Origin of the sequence: Desulfomonile tiedjei DSM 6799, from assembly GCF_000266945.1 — a bacterium.
Taxonomy (GTDB): Bacteria; Desulfobacterota; Desulfomonilia; order Desulfomonilales; family Desulfomonilaceae; genus Desulfomonile; species Desulfomonile tiedjei.
Genome location: NC_018025.1, coordinates 1,388,480 through 1,407,086, shown reverse-complemented (window position 1 = coordinate 1,407,086; position 18,607 = coordinate 1,388,480). Strand labels below are relative to the sequence as shown.

Below are 18,607 nucleotides of genomic sequence, written 5' to 3'. Positions count from 1 at the left end.
CAGCTGGAAGAAGTGAGGAGCGAAGCAGCAGAGGATGTGGTGAGAAAGATTACTCGTGAAAAGCCGAAAAAGATGGTTACCCGTGGACACCTCGTCCTCCTCTCACTTTGCTCCTTGCTACAGAATGTGCACTCGTGTACATCCTTTACGTTGACTTACCAGGCTCATTGATTTATAGGCTTATCCTACTCTGAAGGAGGACGTATGGACGGCGGAAAAGAGCGAGATTCTACTCAAAGCAAAAGCAAATCAAGAATCTTCTCGGCAGTGCTGTCTCTGGTCGTTCCGGGACTCGGTCAGGTGGTGCGCGGCAGGATTTTTGCCGGTCTCATGTTTCTGCTGAACGTGATTCTGTATGTAGTACCGCTCTTCATGCCTCAGACTATGGAATATGACGTTAAAACACCTGCCTTGCTCATAGCCGTCGGAGTGTGGGTCTTTTCTGCGCTGGACGCGTTCCTTCAGAAGAGTTCTTTCTTGATTCTCGCCCTTCTGGTGTCACTCTTTTGTTTCGGTCTGGGATTTTTCGGATCTTTCTTCCTCCTCCCTCATCTGGACATTTAGCGGAGTCGTCGGGCCGATTATTCGTCTCCCACAGGTATGACTTTTCTCGAACCTTCCGTAAATTTCGGCAGCACGATCATGAGCACTCCGTCACCTAACGATGCCCTGGCCCTCTCGGTATCGATTTCAAAGCCAATGCAGAAATTCCTGAAGTAGTCGCCCGAATCATACTCGTGCAGCAAGAATTCCCCGGAATCCTCAATTTTGTCTTTGCGTGCCCAAATGGAGAGAATGTCATCCTGGAAATCCAAATCGACATTTTCAGGACTCACCCCGGGAATATCGATGAAGATCGTCAGATGATCCGCTGTCTCGAATATATCCGCGGCTGGAGTCGCGAACGCCGCATCCGCAAAGAATCCGAAGTGAGTTGCGGGTTCCCGCGCCGCTCTTTTCTGTATTCCTACCATGATAGTCCCCTCACGGTACGGAGGACCGTACGTTTTAGAGCGATTGCAGAAATACTGACGTTTATCATGCGCTCGAATACATGATATTAGTGGGGACCGGCGTCTCTTCCTGTCCATTCTATCGATATCATTGATCGTGTTGGAGATGCGCCGGCACGGAGGCCGGCACCCACCAATACTTCTATCCTCAATCGCACGTTAATTTTGGCAATTCCTGTGAAAAGATCTTCACCTCTGATATGGCCGACACAAGCATGTGCGCTTAAGTGGCCGAGTTTCAGGTTCCGTCAATTTAGATGCAGATGGTTCGATTTGGTTGCCAGTCTGGATTTCTGGATGTGATGGGAGTATATAGAATTTATTGTGGAGGTTCTTTACATGATTACTCAAGAGATATCTTTTTATAGGCTTATAAATTCCATTGAAGAGAAGATCCTTGACGCAAAAAGCATAGAGCAGACGGAAGCACGAAAGCTCCTTCAGATTCCCGACGAGTTTCTCATGCATCTCTTGGCAGCCGCGGATCGCATCAGGATCGCGTTCAAAGGCTCCAAGTTCGATTCCTGTTCGCTTATCAATGCGAAATCGGGTCGATGTAGCGAAGACTGCGCATTCTGCGCACAATCCGGGCATCATCATGGTGAATGCGATGTATACGGTCTCAAGAGCGGAGAGGAAATTCTCCTGGCCGCACAAAAAGCTCGAGAAGCCGGTGCATCTCGTTTCTGCACGGTTACCAGCGGCGGGGCTTTGTCAGCTAAGGAATTCGATACTCTTATCCAATCCTTGGAACGCGTACGCGCAGAAGTCGACATCCATTTGGACGCATCATTGGGCTTCCTGGATAATGTCAGAGCGGAAAGATTGGCAGCAGCAGGAGTGACACGGTACAACCATAATCTGGAGACCTCCCGCGATTATTATGGGCAAATCGTTACAACCCACCATTTCGACCAGCGGGTGGACACGGTTCGTACCGTGATGCACCATGGTTTTTCTGCGTGCAGTGGAGGAATCATTGGTATGGGGGAAACTCCCGACCAAAGACTGGATCTTGCTTTTACGCTCGCAGATCTCGGAGTCGACTGTGTGCCTATCAATATACTCAATCCCAGAAAAGGTACTCCTCTGTACGAGGTGGCACAGCCCGAACCGCTGGAGATCCTGAAGACCATCGCCATTTTCCGGCTGATTCTCCCCAAAGCCACCATAAAAGTGGCCGGTGGCAGAGAGCGCAACTTGACCGATTTTCAGGCAATGGCGCTCAGGTCCGGGGCAAACGGGATGATCGTCGGGGGGTATTTGACCACCGGAGGCAGAAGTCTGGAGGACGATGTCGCTATGATCCGCAAAGCGGGCTATACCATGGATTGAGAATCCGGCATCCTTACGGTACCCGGTAATGACTGACGTCCCTGTCGGTCCATTCTATGGATATTGTCGATCATACGGAAGATGTGCCGGCACGAAGAACCGTCTCAAAAATCGAAATTTATCCCAGATCGTGGCACGAATATCTCATCATCCGCCTAACCTGATTGTAGGGGCGGACCAGAGCGTCCGCCCAAAACAAGGGCAGACACATAGGTCTGCCCCTACAAAGATGTCGATTCGTGGCACGATTTGCTGTAGATTTATAAAGTAACCGTTCAGTTACGAGCGGGCACTAGGGATTCTGCGCCCTGGAAGGGCGGCCCAATACTAGCCACGGGTGTAACCCGTGGACAGCGCCATGTCCATAAACATGGTTCAACGACCCTGAAAGGGTCGACCAACAGGCAATGATTCCCGAATGTCATTGGTGGACCCTTTCAGGGTCCTGAAGACAAAGGATTTGCCGTATCGTAACCGTGGGTTTGCGAAAGCGTCTCAAAACCTGCGCACTGCGGCGAATCACGCAAGCCGGACGGGAGGACCTGCTTCTGGGAAAAAAGCAGTCCCGTCAAGTGAAGATCAGGCGAGGTTCGATCCGAGTGTACTGTCCGTTATAAGGTCATGGTCTCCCTCCGGCTGCTTACGTGAATGCCACCTCGCCGGATACCCAATGGTGGTAGAGCTTCCTGAGATTTATGGTCGTGCAAATAAGGTCCCACTGGGCCTTTACGTTGTCGATTCCGGCCACGGTCCATCGCCGAAAGCTTAATGCGCTCTTGATCCAGGCAAACGGTGGCTCGATAATCTTCTTTCGAGTCTTCAGGCGCTCTTTGTTCTCTGGTTTTTCCCTCTTGCTGCGGTGTCGTTCTAGGGCCGCCTCGTAAACGCTGAGGTCTATGAGGCGTCCGTTCTTGCTCTTGGAGCATTTCCAGCGATTGGGACACGTTAGAAAATCCTTGCAGTGATACCTGCGAACCTCATTGTGGTTCTTGCCGTTAATTTTCCGCTGATGAAAAGGCAACAAGCGCCCTTCAGGGCATATGAAGCAATCACGCTCCTGATCAAAGACGAACCGGGATCGGTGATAGAGATCCTCATCCGCACCTCTCTCGGAAACAATTTCCCCTGACGATTTCCCGATAAGAATGCCGTATTCTCGCTCATGGGCCAGACCTATCTGCCCTGAGGAAAAATATCCCCCGTCCGCCACATTTTCCTCTGCCACAGCGCCCAGATTCTCTTTCACCTTGTCGAGCATGGGGACCAATTGCCCGTTGTCGGCCCCATCCGTGACCACATCTGCGGCCACGATAAGGCCGCTCTTTTGGTCGGCAACCGCCTGAGCGTTGTACGACAAGTCTTTGGTCCGGCGATTCTTCATAAAGCGAGCTTCCGGTTCCGAAGGGTGAACTGACTTCTTGTCCGATTCATCCAACTCCTTCAGAGCCTCTTGTATCCGCTGTTTCCGTTTCAATCCGTCTTGCATGGACTGCGGAAGGCGATACTCACCGGTCTCTTCCCGCTCGGCTCTCTCTATCTCAGTCATCGCATCGGCAATCGTGCGGTCCAATCTCTCCGAAACACTTTCCAGAAACCTCTCCAGGTGCTCACGACCCCGAGCCTTGTCGTTGGATGAGACGGCTTGGATCTTGGTCCCGTCCACGGCATGAAGAGCTAGACCGATCAGATCGGCCTTCAGAGCAACACGAATCGACTGTCTGAACAGATGCCTCAATGATTTCTTGTTCGCCTTGAAGAATCGCCATAAGGAATTATGATCCGGAGCATTCATCCCCGTCAGCCAAATCAGCCCCATATTCTCAAGGCAACCCTTCTCAAGCTTACGGGTACTCCTGATCCGATTGAAGTATCCGAAAAGCCACACCTTCAACAGAAGATCTGGCGCATACGGAGGACGTCCTGTATCGCTGTCGGGAACCTCGATTCCCAACTCGGACAGATCCAAGGAATCCACGAAATCTCGGATAAAGCGCGCCGGGTGATCCTTAGCCACCCAGTCTTCCACTGACGGCGGAAACATCAAGATCTGTTCGTAATCGGCCCGGATCTGTTTGCCCATGACAGCCTCGTGGTTGTTGAATTCCTCTCCTTTCTAGTACATCTCTTGGCAAATCGCGAGCCCAAAATGGAGTTTTGAGACAGTTTCTTGCACCCACGGTTACTGTTGGGTAGCCCCTTCGGGGCTGAAGAAACCTCCCCCATGCGTAGCTGAATCCGAAAAATCACTTTGAAGCACTGAGACCGATCAATCCAGCGTCAAACCGAACTCGCCGAGACTATTGATGAACCCTTTCTTATCCGTGAAAACGAATGCGTTGAATCCTCGGGAAATAGCCATCTGCACGTTACCCGGGTTGTCGTCCACAAACAGAAACTTGGAAGGCTCTGCCGAGAAATGTGACGCGACAAAGTCGAAAATCGCAGGATCTTTTTTCGTCATGCCCAGATGGTAAGAGTTGAAGACTACGTCGAATTCCCGGAAAAAACGATGCTGCGCATCCAATTCGTCCAGCCATTGTGTTTGATCGCTTAGCACGGCAACTGTCAATCCCGATTTCCTTAATTTCCTGACTGCGTCCAACACCCAGGACCTCAAGATGAACCTCTCGAGTATTTCACGACGCAGCGCTTCGTCTGTTCCCTGTATACCTGTTTTCTCTCGGAGCAACGCCCAGTAGTCGTGCTCGGCGAATTTTCCTTTCACGTAACCGCAATCATAGATGAGGCGGGCAGCCAGCCCGAAAAAGTCTTCGGGCGGAAGCCCGGCCTGTTTCGCAATTGCATACAATCCATCTTTGAAGCCTTCTTCGGCGATAACTCCTCCGAAATCCAACACAACATATGCTATCTCATATAAATTCTGTTTCTTCATGAATCTTTCCTCATCTCAAATCGGTATTGCGCGTCATCCAAGGACCGCGGAACAGCAGTCAACCAACAATGGACATGCCTTATATCATTCTTTGCAGATTGTTTCATGAGGTCGTCCCAAAGCTGAAACGATGCATTTGAGAATATTCGTTGATTTCTACAGAAGAAAAGGTAAAATTAGAAGTTCTACGCGCGAATGCCTACCTGTCGATATGACGGGGGTGAGAGGGTTTTCAAACTGGATTTTTTCATGTGGCATAACAGGAGGATGGAAAAATAACGCTTCCCCGATCGCCGATTGTCGGCCCCCCGAGGGAGCGTCTCAATTTCGAAAGGGAAGTCCTGAGAGACATTCCCGGAATTGTAACTATTTTGAAGGACATTGAAGGGGTGAATCAATGAAGTCGGACAATTCTGTTTTGCATGGCCTCAGAAACGAGAGAGGTTCCGCAGCGTACTCCTTTCTCGGATTTGCGATTGTCGCTGTCTGCATTATTGCAGTAATCTTTGTCTTCCCCTGGAACCAGATAGGTGGTGAAAGCCCTAAAGATGCAAACTATCTTTCCGGAATGGATGCCCTGAAGCAAAAGCAGTACAATGAAGCAATCGCTTACTTTGATAAATCAATCCAGGCGAATCCCAACGGAGCGGCTTTCCTGGGTAAGGCAAAGGCAGACATGGCACTCGGCAATATCGATAAAGCACTTCAGGACGCAACTGCCGCCATAGAGAAGAATGCCGGCGCCGAGGCGTACGGGCAGCGGGGTGTCATTTACAAGATCCAGGATAAGACGGATCAAGCTCTCAAGGATTTCAACGAAGCCATCAAAAAAGACAGTAGATACGCTTGGGCCTTGGCGCAGAGAGCAGACCTCTTCAATAAGCAGAAGAATTATGAAAAAGCTCTCGATGATGCGAATAGAGCCGTGTCGGCCAAAAAGGACTTCGTAGAAGCATATAGACTGAGAGGATCGATTCTGACCCGTATGGGTAAGTGCAAGGAAGCTTCTGCTGATTTTATCGCCGTTCAGAAGATGAAACCGGATGATCCTGCAGCTATTCAGGATACCGCTTGGTTCCTGCTCACCTGTCCCGACGAGAAACTCCAGGACTCCGCCAAAGCAATGGAACTTGCAAAGAAAGCCGTTGACATGAGCGGCGGGATGAACAGCGCCGCCCAGGAGACATTGGCCGAGGCGTATTTCCGTCAAGGCGATGCTTTGAAAGCAGTCGAGCACCAGAAAAAAGCTATAGAGCTTGGATCGCAGAATTGTCCTGACGGCTCATGTGTGAAGGATATGCAACAGAGATTGCAGAAGTATGAACTCGCAGGAAGACAGGAAATCAGAACCGGGTACGAAATATTGCCGTTGAACAGCAGTCTCTAGATACTTTCAGCATACAGCGGCAGAATACATTTTCATACCGCTGTTTCCATCTTCGTCTGCCGCAAGAACCACGAGAAAAAAAAAGCCGGGAATTGCAATAACTCCCGGCATTTTTTATCTCAATTCTTCGTGCCTGCCGTTTTCGGAATCTCACCTAAGCGCATCCGTTACATGCGGAACCTGAAGTGATTCACCGGATCGATTACTGAGACGCTCTGAAACGAACCGCCCTGAGATGTCCGTCATCCGGTTTGAAATCCACCAGTACTCGTTTACCCAGAAAAACGGCCGCTTCCTTACGGTGATTTCCATCGACCCGCAAGATGAACTTCTTATTTTCGCAATCCACAACGGTCACTGTCTCCCAGTCCACCCGTTCCAGCTTGCCCAAAAACTCTTCCGCTTTGGACGTCTGCGCGAGTGCGACAAGGATTAGTACCATCAGGATCCCTAAAGCGCGATCCCACATATGACCCTCCAACTCATTGAAAATGTATGAAAAAGAACCGGTAAAAAATATCCTTGCGGATACCTACCGACTTCATTTTACCCGAGAGAGCCCGGACGTTCAAGAGGTGAGTTTTCAAAAGAGAGCTTCTGCAAAGGATTTTGATGTGATAGACCTTTGCGGGAAGCTCCTGAATTGATCATTCCGCTCATTGACATGCACAACGGTTTGAGGCAATAGTGCCTTTGTTCCGGTTAAGGAGGTATTGATATGAATTTTCCCTCGGATCGTTTGTATTCGGAATATCACCTGTGGGTGAAGATGGAGAAAGACCAAGCTTTCATAGGCATCACGGACTACGCCAAAGAAGAGTTGGGAGACGTCGATTACATCGAACTCCCCGAGCCCGATGAAACTGTGCTCAAGGACAAACCTATAGGCATATTCGAGACAAGCAAGGCTGTCACGGATATTATTGCGCCTCTATCGGGAATCGTGGTGGAGAAGAATGTTGCGCTTCTGGAGTCACCGGAAATATTATCGGACGATCCCTATGGGGACGGATGGCTTATTATTCTGGAACCATCCAATCCCGAGGAACTGGATGAGCTGATGAAAGCCGCCGATTATGCCAAATTGGTGGCAGGTGAAGCAGACGAATAATCGTGTCGGCACATCTTCAAAACGATCAATGATATCGGTAGAATGGACCGGCAGGGACGCCGGTCCCCACTAATATCTTGTATTCGAGCATAGGAATATACCGATTCTCGAAAGTAATCACGGATTGTGAAGAGCAGTTCCCAGCAATTGGTAGCGCCGGCCTCCGTGCCGGCGAACAATTCACCAAACAAAGCAATAAGTTATCGCCGGCAGGGACGCCGGCGCTACTGATTCTTCCCATTGCAGGCATTGGATTCCGTCAAGACTTTCGATAACAGCTATAAACGTCAAAATTTTCGGCAATCGCTCTCAACCACCCGTAAAGCGTTTCCGCATTCCTTCTTTGATTGCGAAATCGGTATCTCCTCAAATCCCGCCACACACTCCCTGCTACATGATATTCTTGAAAAAATTACTGGTTACGTACACGAAATTGGCACGAACACGGAGACGTTGGGCTTTCATCCGTTCGGGAAAAGGAAAGTACGGTGCTGCGGCTTTGATGGCTCTCATGGCATTTTCGTCGAGAATCGTGTGCCCGGACGAATCGAGCAAATTTACTTCCAGCAATTCACCGGTCTTGGCGATGGAAAACTCCACAGTCAGCGTTCCGCCGATTCCCGACTTGGCTGCAGCAGGTGGATAAGTCCAGACTCCCTGGATCTTTCTTTTTAAGTGCATCAGGTACGAGAAGAATCGGTCTTCTCTCGTATTAATATCTACAATGGCTTCCTCAACGTCTCCGTCGGGAAAAAATTCGCGGGAACCGGCTGCGGAAAATCCTTTGGCTATATCCTGAGGAGTGGGCCTTAGATCTATTGGAGATTTCTGAGAGTTTTCTTTCTTTCTGGGCCGAATATCATGTTGCTCGGGTGGTTTTCGAGCTCCCGTTTTTTGCTTGGGTTCTTTCTTTTCTTCAGGCTGGCGCTTTTCTTCGGGTTGGCGATTAAAGTCCTCAGGTGCCTGGGGCGGCATTAAAGACGCCATTTTTTTTTGCTGCTGCTCGATTCTGCCGATGGGCTGTTCCTGGGAAGGCGGCGCTTTGGGCAAGCGTTCTTTGACGGCAGTGTGATCCCGATCGGAAATTGCAGAAGCATTCTCCGGGGGCGGTTCGGGCTTCTTCTCTTCTTGCGGTTCCACGAGACGCACCCGGGTAACCTTTTCCCCGGGATTGAGAAGCGGTTTGGAGCGGTTCATCTCCATTAATCTGGGGACTCCCGCAAACACTCCTACGTGGAGCAGCAGTGACACAATAACGCAGTATTTCAGGATCCGGTCTGCACCGAAGGAGTCCACTCGCTCAAGATTATCTCTTGAGATTTGGGGGATATCGTACGTATCGTCGACGTCCTCCGAATCCGAAGCGAAAGGATCGATCGATTCGCTGCGAACGGGTTCCATCAACTTGTCACCACCTGCACCAGAAATTCCGCTGCTTTCCGAACTATTGCGACTGTTCAAAGTCTCATCGCACCAATCTTCAGGCGAATCGATTTTTCTTATAGCACATCCCGGTCTGCTTTTCTTCATTATCAAGCACGAATCGAAGCCGAGGTGATTGCTGCAGGTCCCAATCGTTCGGAGATATTCGGATCGAGGCAGGGATAATCATGCCTGATGCGATTAAGGTTATACAAAGCACGCTCCGGATTTGCATTCGCGTAACAGTATGCACATCCATGACCGCACGTATCGTATGCACCGATATCTTTGGAAGCGATGCACCCGCAATCCTCTCTCGTGGGCGTCTTCTTCAGGTTCTGCAGCGCCGACAGTTTCGTATCCGATTCGATGATGCTCGCGAGATGTGCGGGATCGATACATTTCGCTTTCGTAATATTGCCGCTGACCAGGAAATCGTGAGCGCACGATTTCATCTCTATGCCCCATTCTCGTGCAATTTCAGCTAAGTCCGTACTCAGTTCGATACATTCCTCGGTATGCGGATTGCGATATCCGGGAACAGATCGATCCATATTTCTGATGGTCTTCTTGTAATAATCACAGAAACTGAAAATACACTCCCTGGAATGAGGCGCAAGAAGTCGACAGAGTTCTCGAAAATTGTCAAGATGCCATGCACGACTTAGTTGATCACTCATGACTATAGTATCGTATCGCCATCTCACGATTGAAGTAGTTCGTATTTTAGCGAGATTTTCAACTACTCTCATTGTATGAGTCAGAGAGGGTACGTTTGGTTCCAGGAAAGCCGGATAATTGTTTATAGTATACAAAAAAGTAAAGCAGTATCCCCGCTCTATCAGTTCGTCTAAACATTGCAACAACGGATCGGCATTCTTGGTCCAGAAAACAATAGCAATTACATCTGCAGGAACAAGTGAGACGTTGAACAGCTTTCCACCGAAAGGGGCACGGACCACTGCGTTCCCTTCTCGAACACGTTCCATAAACCATCGAGAATGAAATGCAGGAATGTCGGTGCGTCTGGATGCGGAAACCACATGCATGAAAAATGTGTCCTTTTGACCGGCGGTCGGCTATTACGCGAAAATAGTTGAACTGTTTCAATAACTGGAGCAGAATCTATCCTCGAACGAAATCACGGTCGATGCCGAAATGGGTATCGTCCTCGGGTAGTAACGCGCAACGCATCTTCGTTACTCTCATACGAGCGCTGTTCATTGTCAAGTTGATGACTGCCGGCAGCGGCTGAGATGTGGCTCAGTTTTTTCGTGAGTTCCTGGTCTTGAATGAGCCGATCCGTGCTATAATGGCCGAACAGAGTATTTCCCGTTGAGCATCCGATCCGCTGTGGGGCGGTGTTCTTGCAGAAATTGAACCAAAACTGTCGTTGAATATTGAAAGGAAGCCCGATGGCGAAGCCTAAGAAAGGCAAAGACTTAATCGAAGGTAATCTGCCCGAGAACGAAAAAGCGCGGGCTGTCGAAGTTGCGGTCTCGCAGATTGAAAGGCAATTCGGCAGAGGCGCTATTATGAAACTGGGGAGCGGTGGTGTCATCCCCAATGTCCAGGCGATTTCTACAGGCTCTCTCGGACTGGACGTGGCCATCGGGATTGGTGGCATCCCAAAAGGGAGGGTCACGGAAATTTTCGGGCCGGAATCTTCCGGAAAAACTACCTTATGCCTTCATGTGATTGCTGAAGCCCAGAGGTTGGGCGGTTTCGCCGCATTCGTGGACGCCGAACATGCACTCGATATCGGGTACGCGAAAAAACTCGGCGTCAATACCGATGAATTACTGGTCTCGCAGCCTGATACGGGCGAACAAGCTCTCGATATCACAGAAATCCTGGTAAGATCGGGTGCAATGGACGTTGTGGTCATAGATTCCGTAGCTGCTCTCGTACCCCGAGCTGAGATCGAAGGCGATATGGGTGATTCCCATATGGGGCTGCAGGCGAGACTCATGTCTCAGGCCCTGAGAAAATTGACCGCTGCGATAGCCCGATCTCACACAGCCGTGATATTCACCAACCAGATCAGGCAGAAGATTGGAATCATGTTCGGTAATCCGGAGACCACCACCGGCGGTAATGCACTCAAATTTTTCGCATCCTTGCGACTGGATATCCGCAGAGTGGCGGGAATCAAAGAGGGCGAAAACGTCATTGGGTCCCGGACCAGAGTGAAGGTGGTAAAGAACAAGTTGAGCCCTCCCTTCAATCAGGTGGAATTCGATATCATGTACAATGAGGGCATTTCCATAGCCGGTGAAGTAATCGATATGGGAGTGGACCTGGGAATTGTCGACAAGTCCGGTGCATGGTATTCGTACGGTGATGAGCGTATAGGGCAAGGCAGAGAAAACGCAAAGCAATTCATGCGAGATAATCCGGAAACAATGGAGACGATTAAGTCCAGGATTCTGGAACATAAAGGGATTGCAATGCAAGGCAAGTCCGACGACTCAAACGAAAATCTCCTGCATGAGGCCGGTGACTACGATGGATCTTGATGAATGTCTGAGAAAAGCAATTGAAAGCGGAGCTTCCGATATCCACTTGAAAGTTCCTCTTCCGCCGGTAACCCGGATCAACGGCGTACTCGCACCCATGAGAGGTGAGGACAGGCTCAGTCCTGATGAAGTTCGTCGAATCGCTCTGTCCATTATGAACGAGCGCCAACGCGAAATCTTCACCAAGACGAAAGAGTTGGACATGGCTTACAGTGTTTCAAAACTGGCCAGGTTCAGGGTAAACGTGTTCTCCCAGCGGGATTCCATTGCCATGGTGTTCAGGACGATTCCCTCTGAACCTCCCATGCTGAAAGATCTCAGTCTTCCGCCGGTCATCGAGAAAATTGCAATGGAACACAGGGGCTTAGTCCTCGTCACCGGAACAACCGGTTCAGGAAAATCGACAACCCTCGCTGCAATGATCAACCACATCAACTCATTCAGGAACTGTCATCTTATAACGATCGAAGATCCGATAGAATTCCTTCACAGAGACCGCAAAAGCATTATCAATCAACGCGAGGTCGGTCAGGATACGCTTTCGTTCCAGAGCGCATTGAGGGCTGCATTGCGTGAAGATCCCGACGTCATCCTCGTGGGCGAAATGCGGGATCTCGAGACAATCGAAATAGCCATGTTGGCGGCAGAGACCGGGCATCTTGTCTTCAGCACCCTGCATACTCTGGATGCGACCGAAACCATCAACCGAATCATCTCTGCATTCCCTATCGAGCACCAGGGTTCGATCCGGCTTCAGTTAGCAGGCATTCTCAAAGGGGTTATATCCCAGCGCCTTCTCTCAAAGGCGGATGGAAAAGGCCGTGTACCTGCCGTTGAAGTCCTGGTATCTACAGCCCGCATTCGGGAGTGCATCGGAGACGAGCGCAGAATCAGAGAAATTCGAGATGCAATTGCCGAAGGTCACATCAGTTACGGAATGCAAACCTTCGATCAATCGCTCATGCAATTGTACAAGAAGAATCTGGTCACGTACGAGACGGCTCTCGGCGCAGCCAGTAACCCGGACGATTTTGCCCTATTCGTAAGAGGTATCAGCGGCACGTCAGAAGGCAAATGGGATATGAGCGCTTAAGATTGCTCTCATATCGGTTGTCCCGGAGGATTCGGATCGTATGTTGACTTGGCGTGCTCACAGAGAGCTATCATATACTCCGGGAATGGAATAACAGGAGGCATCAAGTGACGGATTTTCGTGTCCTGCTGGTAGATGACGAGACGGAATTCCTTGAAACACTCGTTAAACGACTCAAGAAAAGAAAACTGGACGTAACATCTGCGGACAGCGGGAGAAAGGCCTTGGAGATAATTCAGAGCGATCCCATAGATGTGGTCGTGCTGGATGTCAGAATGCCGGATATGGACGGTCTTGAAACCTTAAAAGAAATCAAAAGATTAAAACCTTCAATCGAAGTCATCATGCTTACCGGACACGCGAGCGTGGAAGTAGCAATTCAAGGAATGGAATTGGGAGCGTTCGACTATCTGATGAAACCAATGGATATTGACGAGTTGCTCTTCAAGCTCCAGGACGCCTATAAAAGAAAATGGTGCCGCGGTGATGATGTGTGCGAGGTACCTAACTCTCTCAAGATCGTCTGAACCCGCATGTTATAAGAGCATTTTGGGCCTGTTTTTGCAGCCGTTTTACGGAAATTGAGAACTGGGACAATTTATTTCTTTTCAGTTAGTGTACTTTTCTGTTACTCTTGAATTCATGATCTTGCACGGAACGCGCGGGTTCCTCATCTAGCGTTCCCCATTTTACATTGTTGCGAATTCCCTCTCGGATTCTCTGAAAAAATCGTGAGTTCGAAGTGGGCGGTTCTGCGCATTACAGCAACGGAGGGCGTAGCATGAAGGTGGCAAAAGAGCTGTACCGTATGTTTATGGCTGCATCTCAGGCTCATGCAAGGTGGGACTACGAGACATCCATGAGCATTCTACGGGACAGGAAGAAGCTTCTCCTTTTAGTGATTATGACGATCCCGGCTCTGGCGATCGGCGTGGCAATGGCTGCGGGAGACGGATATCTGGGCGGGTACAAAGCATATCAACCTGCCAATTACGATCCGGTCATTTTTATCGTGTCCATACTCGTCGGTTTGGGAGCCGGCTTGATTACCGGTTGTATAGGGGCTGGTGGAGGATTCATCATCACTCCTGCTCTTATGAGCGCCGGGGTCAAGGGGATTCTCGCTGTCGGCACGGACTTGTTCCACATTTTTGCGAAAGCTATTATGGGAACAGCGGTCCACAAGAAACTGGGCAATGTCTCTGTTTCCCTTGCGATTGCGTTTCTGGTCGGGTCCGGAATAGGCGTAACGGGCGGCGGATTCATAAATAGGGCGCTTTATGAGAAGAACCCCATTTTGAGCGATCTCTTCATCAGCATCGTGTACGTCGTTCTTCTCGGCTTCCTGGGCTTTTACGCATTGTTCGATTTCTTGAAACTCCGGAAGGCTCCCGGCGATGTTGGAGCACACCATGGAGAAAGTGCGCACGGAGAAGAGGCCTCTTCAGGCAAAGTAGGTCTTCCTGCAAAGCTGCAATCCTCAAATATTCCGCCTCTCATCACCTTTGATGAAGATCTGGTTCCTGGCGGAAAGAAAATCCCGGCTCTCTTTGTTGCCCTTTGTGGAGCGGTAGTGGGCTTTGCCGCAGCAATCATGGGAGTCGGCGGCGGTTTTCTTACGTTTCCCATGTTCGTGTACATTTTGGGTGTCTCTTCATTCACGACAGTCGGTACGGACATCCTGCAAATCATCTTCACTGCCGGATTGGCGTCCATTGCTCAGTATGCAGTCTACGGGTTCATTTTTTACACGCTTGCAATGGGCATGTTGCTGGGTTCGCTTCTAGGAATTCAGGTAGGCGCACTGGCGACAAAAGTAGTGAAGGGAATATATATTCGCGGGTTTTATGCAATTTCCATTCTGGCGGGATTTGTAAACCGATTCTTTGCTCTTCCCGAAAAACTCAACCAGATGGAAATCATCAACGTGTCCGAAGCTCTGGTCAAAGGGCTCAGTTTTGCCGGACTCATCATTTTCTTTGTGGTCATAGGCATATTCGCGATTTGGGTAATCGGTAAATTCCTGGGCAATTTGAAAACCCTGAGAGGGGAGGTCTAAGCTATGATTAAACATAAAGGAGCTTTCATAAAAGGACTTCTCCTTGCCGTCACGTTCTTCATTGTACTCGCAGTCATGTTTATGCCTCTATTCGACGGCAAAAATGCGCTTGAGGCGGCTGACAATCTTTTCAACTCGATTTCAAAAGGCTCCACTGACTACATTCCAGATCTTGTCAAGAAAAACCAAGCATTTATGGGCAATCAGGTCGATTTGAATCTCAAGTTAAAAGACGCTGCAATGGCTCAGAACGCTCAAAAATTGCTTGCATCCGCAGACGCGAAAGCGACCCAGGAGGCCACTCAGGTGGCTTTATCCGGAGATCTTGGAAAGATATTAGGGTCAATTTTGAACGACTCCCAGGCAATGTTTCACAACAAAGATGCAGACCTCGAGAAAAAATACGGAATCCCTGGAAAACAGGCTCTACTGGTCTGGTGGAACGTCCTGAAAGAGATGGATAAAGACCTGAAGAGGAAGAACAAGTTCAAAGAGGCTGCTTTCGTTGATACCGTCATCAAGAGGGGCGTCGAGGTGGCGTACAATTTCTTCCAGATTGCTCCCCAAACCGCGGCTTCCAGAATGGGAATTCTCGTATTCTCTCTGATATTTTATGTGGTCTACACGCTCTGGTGGGGCATTGCCGTTATGTATTTGTTCGACGGTTTCGGCCTGGAGATGAAAGCCGGAGCCAAGAAAGAAATGTAAACCGTTCGATTTCCGAAGGGAGTTCGTCAAAGACTCCCTTCGCTCTTATCATTCGCTTCAATCCGGACGTCAACCGGCAGTTACTCGGAATACCGTTCTTTCTTGGATATGTTTGAAATATCTTATACCAATGCGGCTTCATGCAAGTAATTTCGAAAAGCTTGTTTATTGCCGACCCCGGCAAATCTCTTCCGCTACGAATGGCGCAGCCTGACTTCGCTTCGGAGACCTGCAAGGGCCGGCTTCATCCAATGTCACTTTTTGGGACGCGCATTGGGATTACGCAAAATTGCCGGACCTGCATGAATATTCTATTATAAGAACTGTATGAATTGAAAAGGGACCGTAAGAACAACATGGCCGGAGTGGTTGAGCGTATCAGAAACGTTTTTTCCCGGAGAAAGAAAGAACGTGAATCTCTTAACATACATGAGCTTAGGGTTGCATTCACGAGTCGCTATCATAATTTCAAACTTCTTCTGACCGCCAACAACAAAGCACTTGAGATAATGTCGGACCTCGAAAAAGCGCTCGAAGGCAACCAGACCTTCGGCATGTCCTTTATACGGTCAAACTGCACAGCGGTTCTCGTCAACGTCTTTCGCATGATAAAGAATTTGGATGAACTCGCCCCGGGAAAATATTCCGAGCTTTACAATAGCTTTAAGCAGATTCAGGAGCAGATCAACGCGGTATTGGCTTACAAGAAGCACGCTTTGGGGGATTCCCCGGTGATACCACTGGAATCGATTACTGCCGATATGGTCGATCAGGTCGGCAGCAAGATGGCCAATGTTGCGGAAATAAAGAACAAGATTCATATTCCGGTTCCCAGCGGTTTCGTGATTTCCGCCCTGGCGTACGACAGATTCGTGCAATATAACGATTTACAGACAGAAATAGATCGCCGGATACAAGCCGCAGATACCGAAAAAATCAACGATCTCTACACGCTCACTTCAGATATTCAGCAGTTGATCATGCGTTCCACAGTTCCGCCTGACCTGGAAAACGAGATTCTTGAAGCTTACCGTCAAGTGGAAGCAGCGACCTACCCCGACGTCAAGGTGTCTCTTCGCAGCAGTGCCCTGGGCGAAGATGCTGCAGGAACAACGTTTGCCGGTCAATTTCGTACAGTGCTGAATGTAGGGGCCGAACACCTGATTGACGCATACAAGGAGGTTGTCGCAAGCAAATACGGATTACCGGCAGTAAGTTATCGATTGGCACGAGGAATACCGGACGAAGATGTTGCCATGTGTGTGGGCAGCATGGAAATGGTGGATGCGCAAGCCGGCGGAGTCATGTATTCCAGTAATCCATTGAACATACGCGACCGTTCTATCTTCATAGATGCGGTGTGGGGTCTACCTAAAGCTGTTGTAGACGGAAATGTCGCTCCGGACGAGTACGTGATTTCCCGGGATGCGCTCGAGGTGATCCGGAAAGAAATCAAACAAAAAGAACTGGAGTTCAAGTGCCTGCCGGACGAAGGTGTGTGCAGAATGGAAATTGCCGGAGAAAAGGCCGGCCTACCCTGCCTGACTGACGAACAAGCCAAGATGCTGGCTTCCATGGCAATAATACTTGAGGACTATTACGGATCGCCTCAGGACATTGAATGGGCCGTCACAGCGAACAATTCTATCTATATTCTACAGTGCAGACCGCTTCAGCAGATGGACGTCCCCGGAAAAGAGCAGGTTCCGGGCATTGAGCTAGAGAACGAAACCGTGCTCGCACGAGGGGGAATAACCGCGTCTTCCGGTGTGGGAACCGGACCCGTCTTCATCGTGCGAAATGATGTGGATAAACTGAAGTTTCCTTCCGGATCGGTGCTCGTTACAGCTCAATCTTTGCCAAGATGGGCTCCCCTCCTTAGCCAAGCAGCGGCGGTCGTGACGGAACTCGGTGGAGTTGCAGGGCATCTTGCAAATGTTGCCCGAGAGTTTTCGGTTCCTGCATTGTTCGGTATTCCGGATGTAACAAATTTGCTGAAAAATGGCGACGTGATTACTGTGGACTCCGATGGGAGGACCGTTTACGCAGGATGCGTCAATTCGCTGCTTGACCGAAAAATCCCAAAGAAGAATCTCATGGAGGGGAGTCCTGTTTATGAGACTCTCCAGGCTGTAACTGCTCACATAACCCCTCTGAATTTACTGGACCCGGACTCGACAGATTTCCACCCGCGGAAATGCGAAACGCTGCACGATATTACTCGTTTCTGCCATGAAAAATCCGTTCACGAGATGTTCAATTTCGGAAAAGAGCACCATTTTTCCGAACGCTCCAGTAAACAACTCGTATGCCATGTTCCTATGCAGTGGTGGATCATCAATCTTGATGATGGATTCAAAGAGGATGTTGAGGGCAAGTTCGTTCATCTCGACAACATTATTTCGATTCCCATGATAGCCCTGTGGAAAGGGGTTATCTCGGTTCCATGGGAAGGACCTCCCCCGGTGGATGCTGGCGGGCTCATGTCGGTTATGTTACAGGCGACCACCAATCCAGCCCTGGATCCTGCCATGAGTTCACCATACGCTGCTCGGAATTATTTCATGATTTCGAAGAATTTCCTGAGCTTGTCCTCCCGGTTCGGCTTTCATTTTTCCACTGTGGAAGCGCTCGTGAGCGATCGTGCCGCAGAGAATTATATAAGCTTCAGCTTCAAAGGAGGAGCAGCAGATATGCCGCGCCGGGTGCGACGCGCTATGTTTGTTGCGAACATCCTCGAGCGATTCGGCTTTCGCACGGAAGTCAAAAAAGACAGCTCTTTTGCTCGCGTGGAAGGCATGGACCAGTCTTATATGGAAGACAGCCTGAAGATTTTGGGTTATCTGATCATTCATACTCGCCAGCTTGATATGGTGATGAACAATGACGCTTCCATAGCCAAGTACAGGACGAAAATCATCAAAGACATTGAATCGGTCGTGCTGGCTGACGGCAGAGGAAACGAGATCGACTGCAAGGATCCGAATGTTTCTACGGAAAATTCCCCTTAACGACAACAACGATGCCTCATCACTCCATCAATTCGAAAAACGGCTGAAATCCCATA

General features: G+C 49.6%; 16 protein-coding genes. 10 read left to right on the top strand and 6 right to left on the bottom strand.

From position 1 onward, the window contains the following. Positions 1-204: 204 nt before the first annotated feature. Positions 205-564, top strand: coding sequence for a hypothetical protein (locus DESTI_RS05920; RefSeq protein WP_014809052.1), 360 nt, complete (start codon positions 205-207; stop codon positions 562-564). A gap of 17 nt (positions 565-581) precedes the next feature. Here the strand turns inward: DESTI_RS05920 and DESTI_RS05915 are convergent, their stop codons facing one another. Beyond that, positions 582-974 (bottom strand): Hsp20/alpha crystallin family protein, encoded by a 393-nt coding sequence (locus DESTI_RS05915; protein ID WP_014809051.1) that lies wholly within the window; start codon positions 972-974, stop codon positions 582-584. Between the two features lie 378 nt (positions 975-1,352). Between DESTI_RS05915 and bioB the strand changes: the two genes are divergently transcribed. Next, the gene (gene bioB, locus DESTI_RS05910; RefSeq protein WP_014809050.1) at positions 1,353-2,348 is read left to right on the top strand and encodes a biotin synthase BioB; all 996 of its coding nucleotides are present in this window, start codon (positions 1,353-1,355) and stop codon (positions 2,346-2,348) included. Positions 2,349-2,988: 640 nt separating this feature from the next. Here bioB and DESTI_RS05905 read toward each other — a convergent pair. Beyond that, positions 2,989-4,428 carry an IS1182 family transposase gene (locus DESTI_RS05905; RefSeq protein WP_014808019.1) on the bottom strand — a complete coding sequence of 480 codons (1,440 nt, stop codon included), beginning with the start codon at positions 4,426-4,428 and terminating at the stop codon, positions 2,989-2,991. Between the two features lie 186 nt (positions 4,429-4,614). Then, positions 4,615-5,241 carry an HAD family hydrolase gene (locus tag DESTI_RS05900; RefSeq protein WP_014809049.1) on the bottom strand — a complete coding sequence of 209 codons (627 nt, stop codon included), beginning with the start codon at positions 5,239-5,241 and terminating at the stop codon, positions 4,615-4,617. Positions 5,242-5,638: 397 nt separating this feature from the next. Here DESTI_RS05900 and DESTI_RS05895 point away from each other — a divergent pair, with 397 nt between their 5' ends. Then, entirely contained in the window at positions 5,639-6,628 is a 990-nt protein-coding gene (locus DESTI_RS05895; protein ID WP_014809048.1) for a tetratricopeptide repeat protein, read from the top strand. A gap of 202 nt (positions 6,629-6,830) precedes the next feature. Here DESTI_RS05895 and DESTI_RS05890 read toward each other — a convergent pair whose 3' ends face one another. Further along, positions 6,831-7,097: a hypothetical protein gene (locus DESTI_RS05890; RefSeq protein ID WP_014809046.1), complete on the bottom strand. Its 267-nt coding sequence runs from the start codon at positions 7,095-7,097 to the stop codon at positions 6,831-6,833. Between the two features lie 249 nt (positions 7,098-7,346). Between DESTI_RS05890 and gcvH the strand changes: the two genes are divergently transcribed. Continuing rightward, positions 7,347-7,739, top strand: a complete 393-nt coding sequence (gcvH, locus tag DESTI_RS05885) for a glycine cleavage system protein GcvH (RefSeq protein WP_014809045.1) — start codon at positions 7,347-7,349, stop codon at positions 7,737-7,739. 390 nt (positions 7,740-8,129) lie between these two features. Here the strand turns inward: gcvH and DESTI_RS05880 are convergent, their stop codons facing one another. Both DESTI_RS05880 and DESTI_RS05875 read right to left on the bottom strand, forming a co-directional pair. Next, positions 8,130-9,269, bottom strand: coding sequence for an energy transducer TonB (locus tag DESTI_RS05880; protein ID WP_041285996.1), 1,140 nt, complete (start codon positions 9,267-9,269; stop codon positions 8,130-8,132). A 2-nt stretch (positions 9,270-9,271) separates the two neighbouring features. Beyond that, positions 9,272-10,210, bottom strand: a complete 939-nt coding sequence (locus DESTI_RS05875; protein WP_014809043.1) for a DUF1848 domain-containing protein — start codon at positions 10,208-10,210, stop codon at positions 9,272-9,274. Between the two features lie 366 nt (positions 10,211-10,576). On the opposite strand from DESTI_RS05875, the gene recA reads away from it, so the two are divergent. The 6 genes from recA to DESTI_RS05845 all read left to right on the top strand — a co-directional run bounded on the left by recA (position 10,577) and on the right by DESTI_RS05845 (position 18,551). Next, positions 10,577-11,680 carry a recombinase RecA gene (gene recA, locus DESTI_RS05870; protein WP_014809042.1) on the top strand — a complete coding sequence of 368 codons (1,104 nt, stop codon included), beginning with the start codon at positions 10,577-10,579 and terminating at the stop codon, positions 11,678-11,680. Then, positions 11,670-12,773 carry a type IV pilus twitching motility protein PilT gene (locus DESTI_RS05865; protein ID WP_014809041.1) on the top strand — a complete coding sequence of 368 codons (1,104 nt, stop codon included), beginning with the start codon at positions 11,670-11,672 and terminating at the stop codon, positions 12,771-12,773. The genes recA and DESTI_RS05865 overlap by 11 nt, the downstream gene beginning before the upstream one ends. A gap of 107 nt (positions 12,774-12,880) precedes the next feature. Further along, complete coding sequence (locus DESTI_RS05860) at positions 12,881-13,300, top strand: sigma-54-dependent transcriptional regulator (RefSeq protein ID WP_014809040.1); 420 nt, start codon at positions 12,881-12,883, stop codon at positions 13,298-13,300. A 254-nt stretch (positions 13,301-13,554) separates the two neighbouring features. Then, positions 13,555-14,832 carry a sulfite exporter TauE/SafE family protein gene (locus tag DESTI_RS05855; RefSeq protein ID WP_014809039.1) on the top strand — a complete coding sequence of 426 codons (1,278 nt, stop codon included), beginning with the start codon at positions 13,555-13,557 and terminating at the stop codon, positions 14,830-14,832. A gap of 3 nt (positions 14,833-14,835) precedes the next feature. After that, positions 14,836-15,540, top strand: coding sequence for a hypothetical protein (locus DESTI_RS05850; RefSeq protein ID WP_014809038.1), 705 nt, complete (start codon positions 14,836-14,838; stop codon positions 15,538-15,540). A gap of 332 nt (positions 15,541-15,872) precedes the next feature. Continuing rightward, on the top strand, positions 15,873-18,551 hold the full coding sequence (locus DESTI_RS05845; RefSeq protein ID WP_237671466.1) for a PEP/pyruvate-binding domain-containing protein: 2,679 nt from the start codon (positions 15,873-15,875) through the stop codon (positions 18,549-18,551). Positions 18,552-18,607: the final 56 nt, after the last annotated feature.

Excerpts from the sequence above, each read along its gene's own strand:
- DESTI_RS05920 (WP_014809052.1), top strand. The coding sequence starts at position 205 with ATGGACGGCGGAAAAGAGCGAGATTCTACTCAAAGCAAAAGCAAATCA.
- DESTI_RS05915 (WP_014809051.1), bottom strand. The coding sequence starts at position 974 with ATGGTAGGAATACAGAAAAGAGCGGCGCGGGAACCCGCAACTCACTTC.
- bioB (WP_014809050.1), top strand. The coding sequence starts at position 1,353 with ATGATTACTCAAGAGATATCTTTTTATAGGCTTATAAATTCCATTGAA.
- DESTI_RS05905 (WP_014808019.1), bottom strand. The coding sequence starts at position 4,428 with ATGGGCAAACAGATCCGGGCCGATTACGAACAGATCTTGATGTTTCCG.
- DESTI_RS05900 (WP_014809049.1), bottom strand. The coding sequence starts at position 5,241 with ATGAAGAAACAGAATTTATATGAGATAGCATATGTTGTGTTGGATTTC.
- DESTI_RS05895 (WP_014809048.1), top strand. The coding sequence starts at position 5,639 with ATGAAGTCGGACAATTCTGTTTTGCATGGCCTCAGAAACGAGAGAGGT.
- DESTI_RS05890 (WP_014809046.1), bottom strand. The coding sequence starts at position 7,097 with ATGTGGGATCGCGCTTTAGGGATCCTGATGGTACTAATCCTTGTCGCA.
- gcvH (WP_014809045.1), top strand. The coding sequence starts at position 7,347 with ATGAATTTTCCCTCGGATCGTTTGTATTCGGAATATCACCTGTGGGTG.
- DESTI_RS05880 (WP_041285996.1), bottom strand. The coding sequence starts at position 9,269 with ATGAAGAAAAGCAGACCGGGATGTGCTATAAGAAAAATCGATTCGCCT.
- DESTI_RS05875 (WP_014809043.1), bottom strand. The coding sequence starts at position 10,210 with ATGCATGTGGTTTCCGCATCCAGACGCACCGACATTCCTGCATTTCAT.
- recA (WP_014809042.1), top strand. The coding sequence starts at position 10,577 with ATGGCGAAGCCTAAGAAAGGCAAAGACTTAATCGAAGGTAATCTGCCC.
- DESTI_RS05865 (WP_014809041.1), top strand. The coding sequence starts at position 11,670 with ATGGATCTTGATGAATGTCTGAGAAAAGCAATTGAAAGCGGAGCTTCC.
- DESTI_RS05855 (WP_014809039.1), top strand. The coding sequence starts at position 13,555 with ATGAAGGTGGCAAAAGAGCTGTACCGTATGTTTATGGCTGCATCTCAG.
- DESTI_RS05850 (WP_014809038.1), top strand. The coding sequence starts at position 14,836 with ATGATTAAACATAAAGGAGCTTTCATAAAAGGACTTCTCCTTGCCGTC.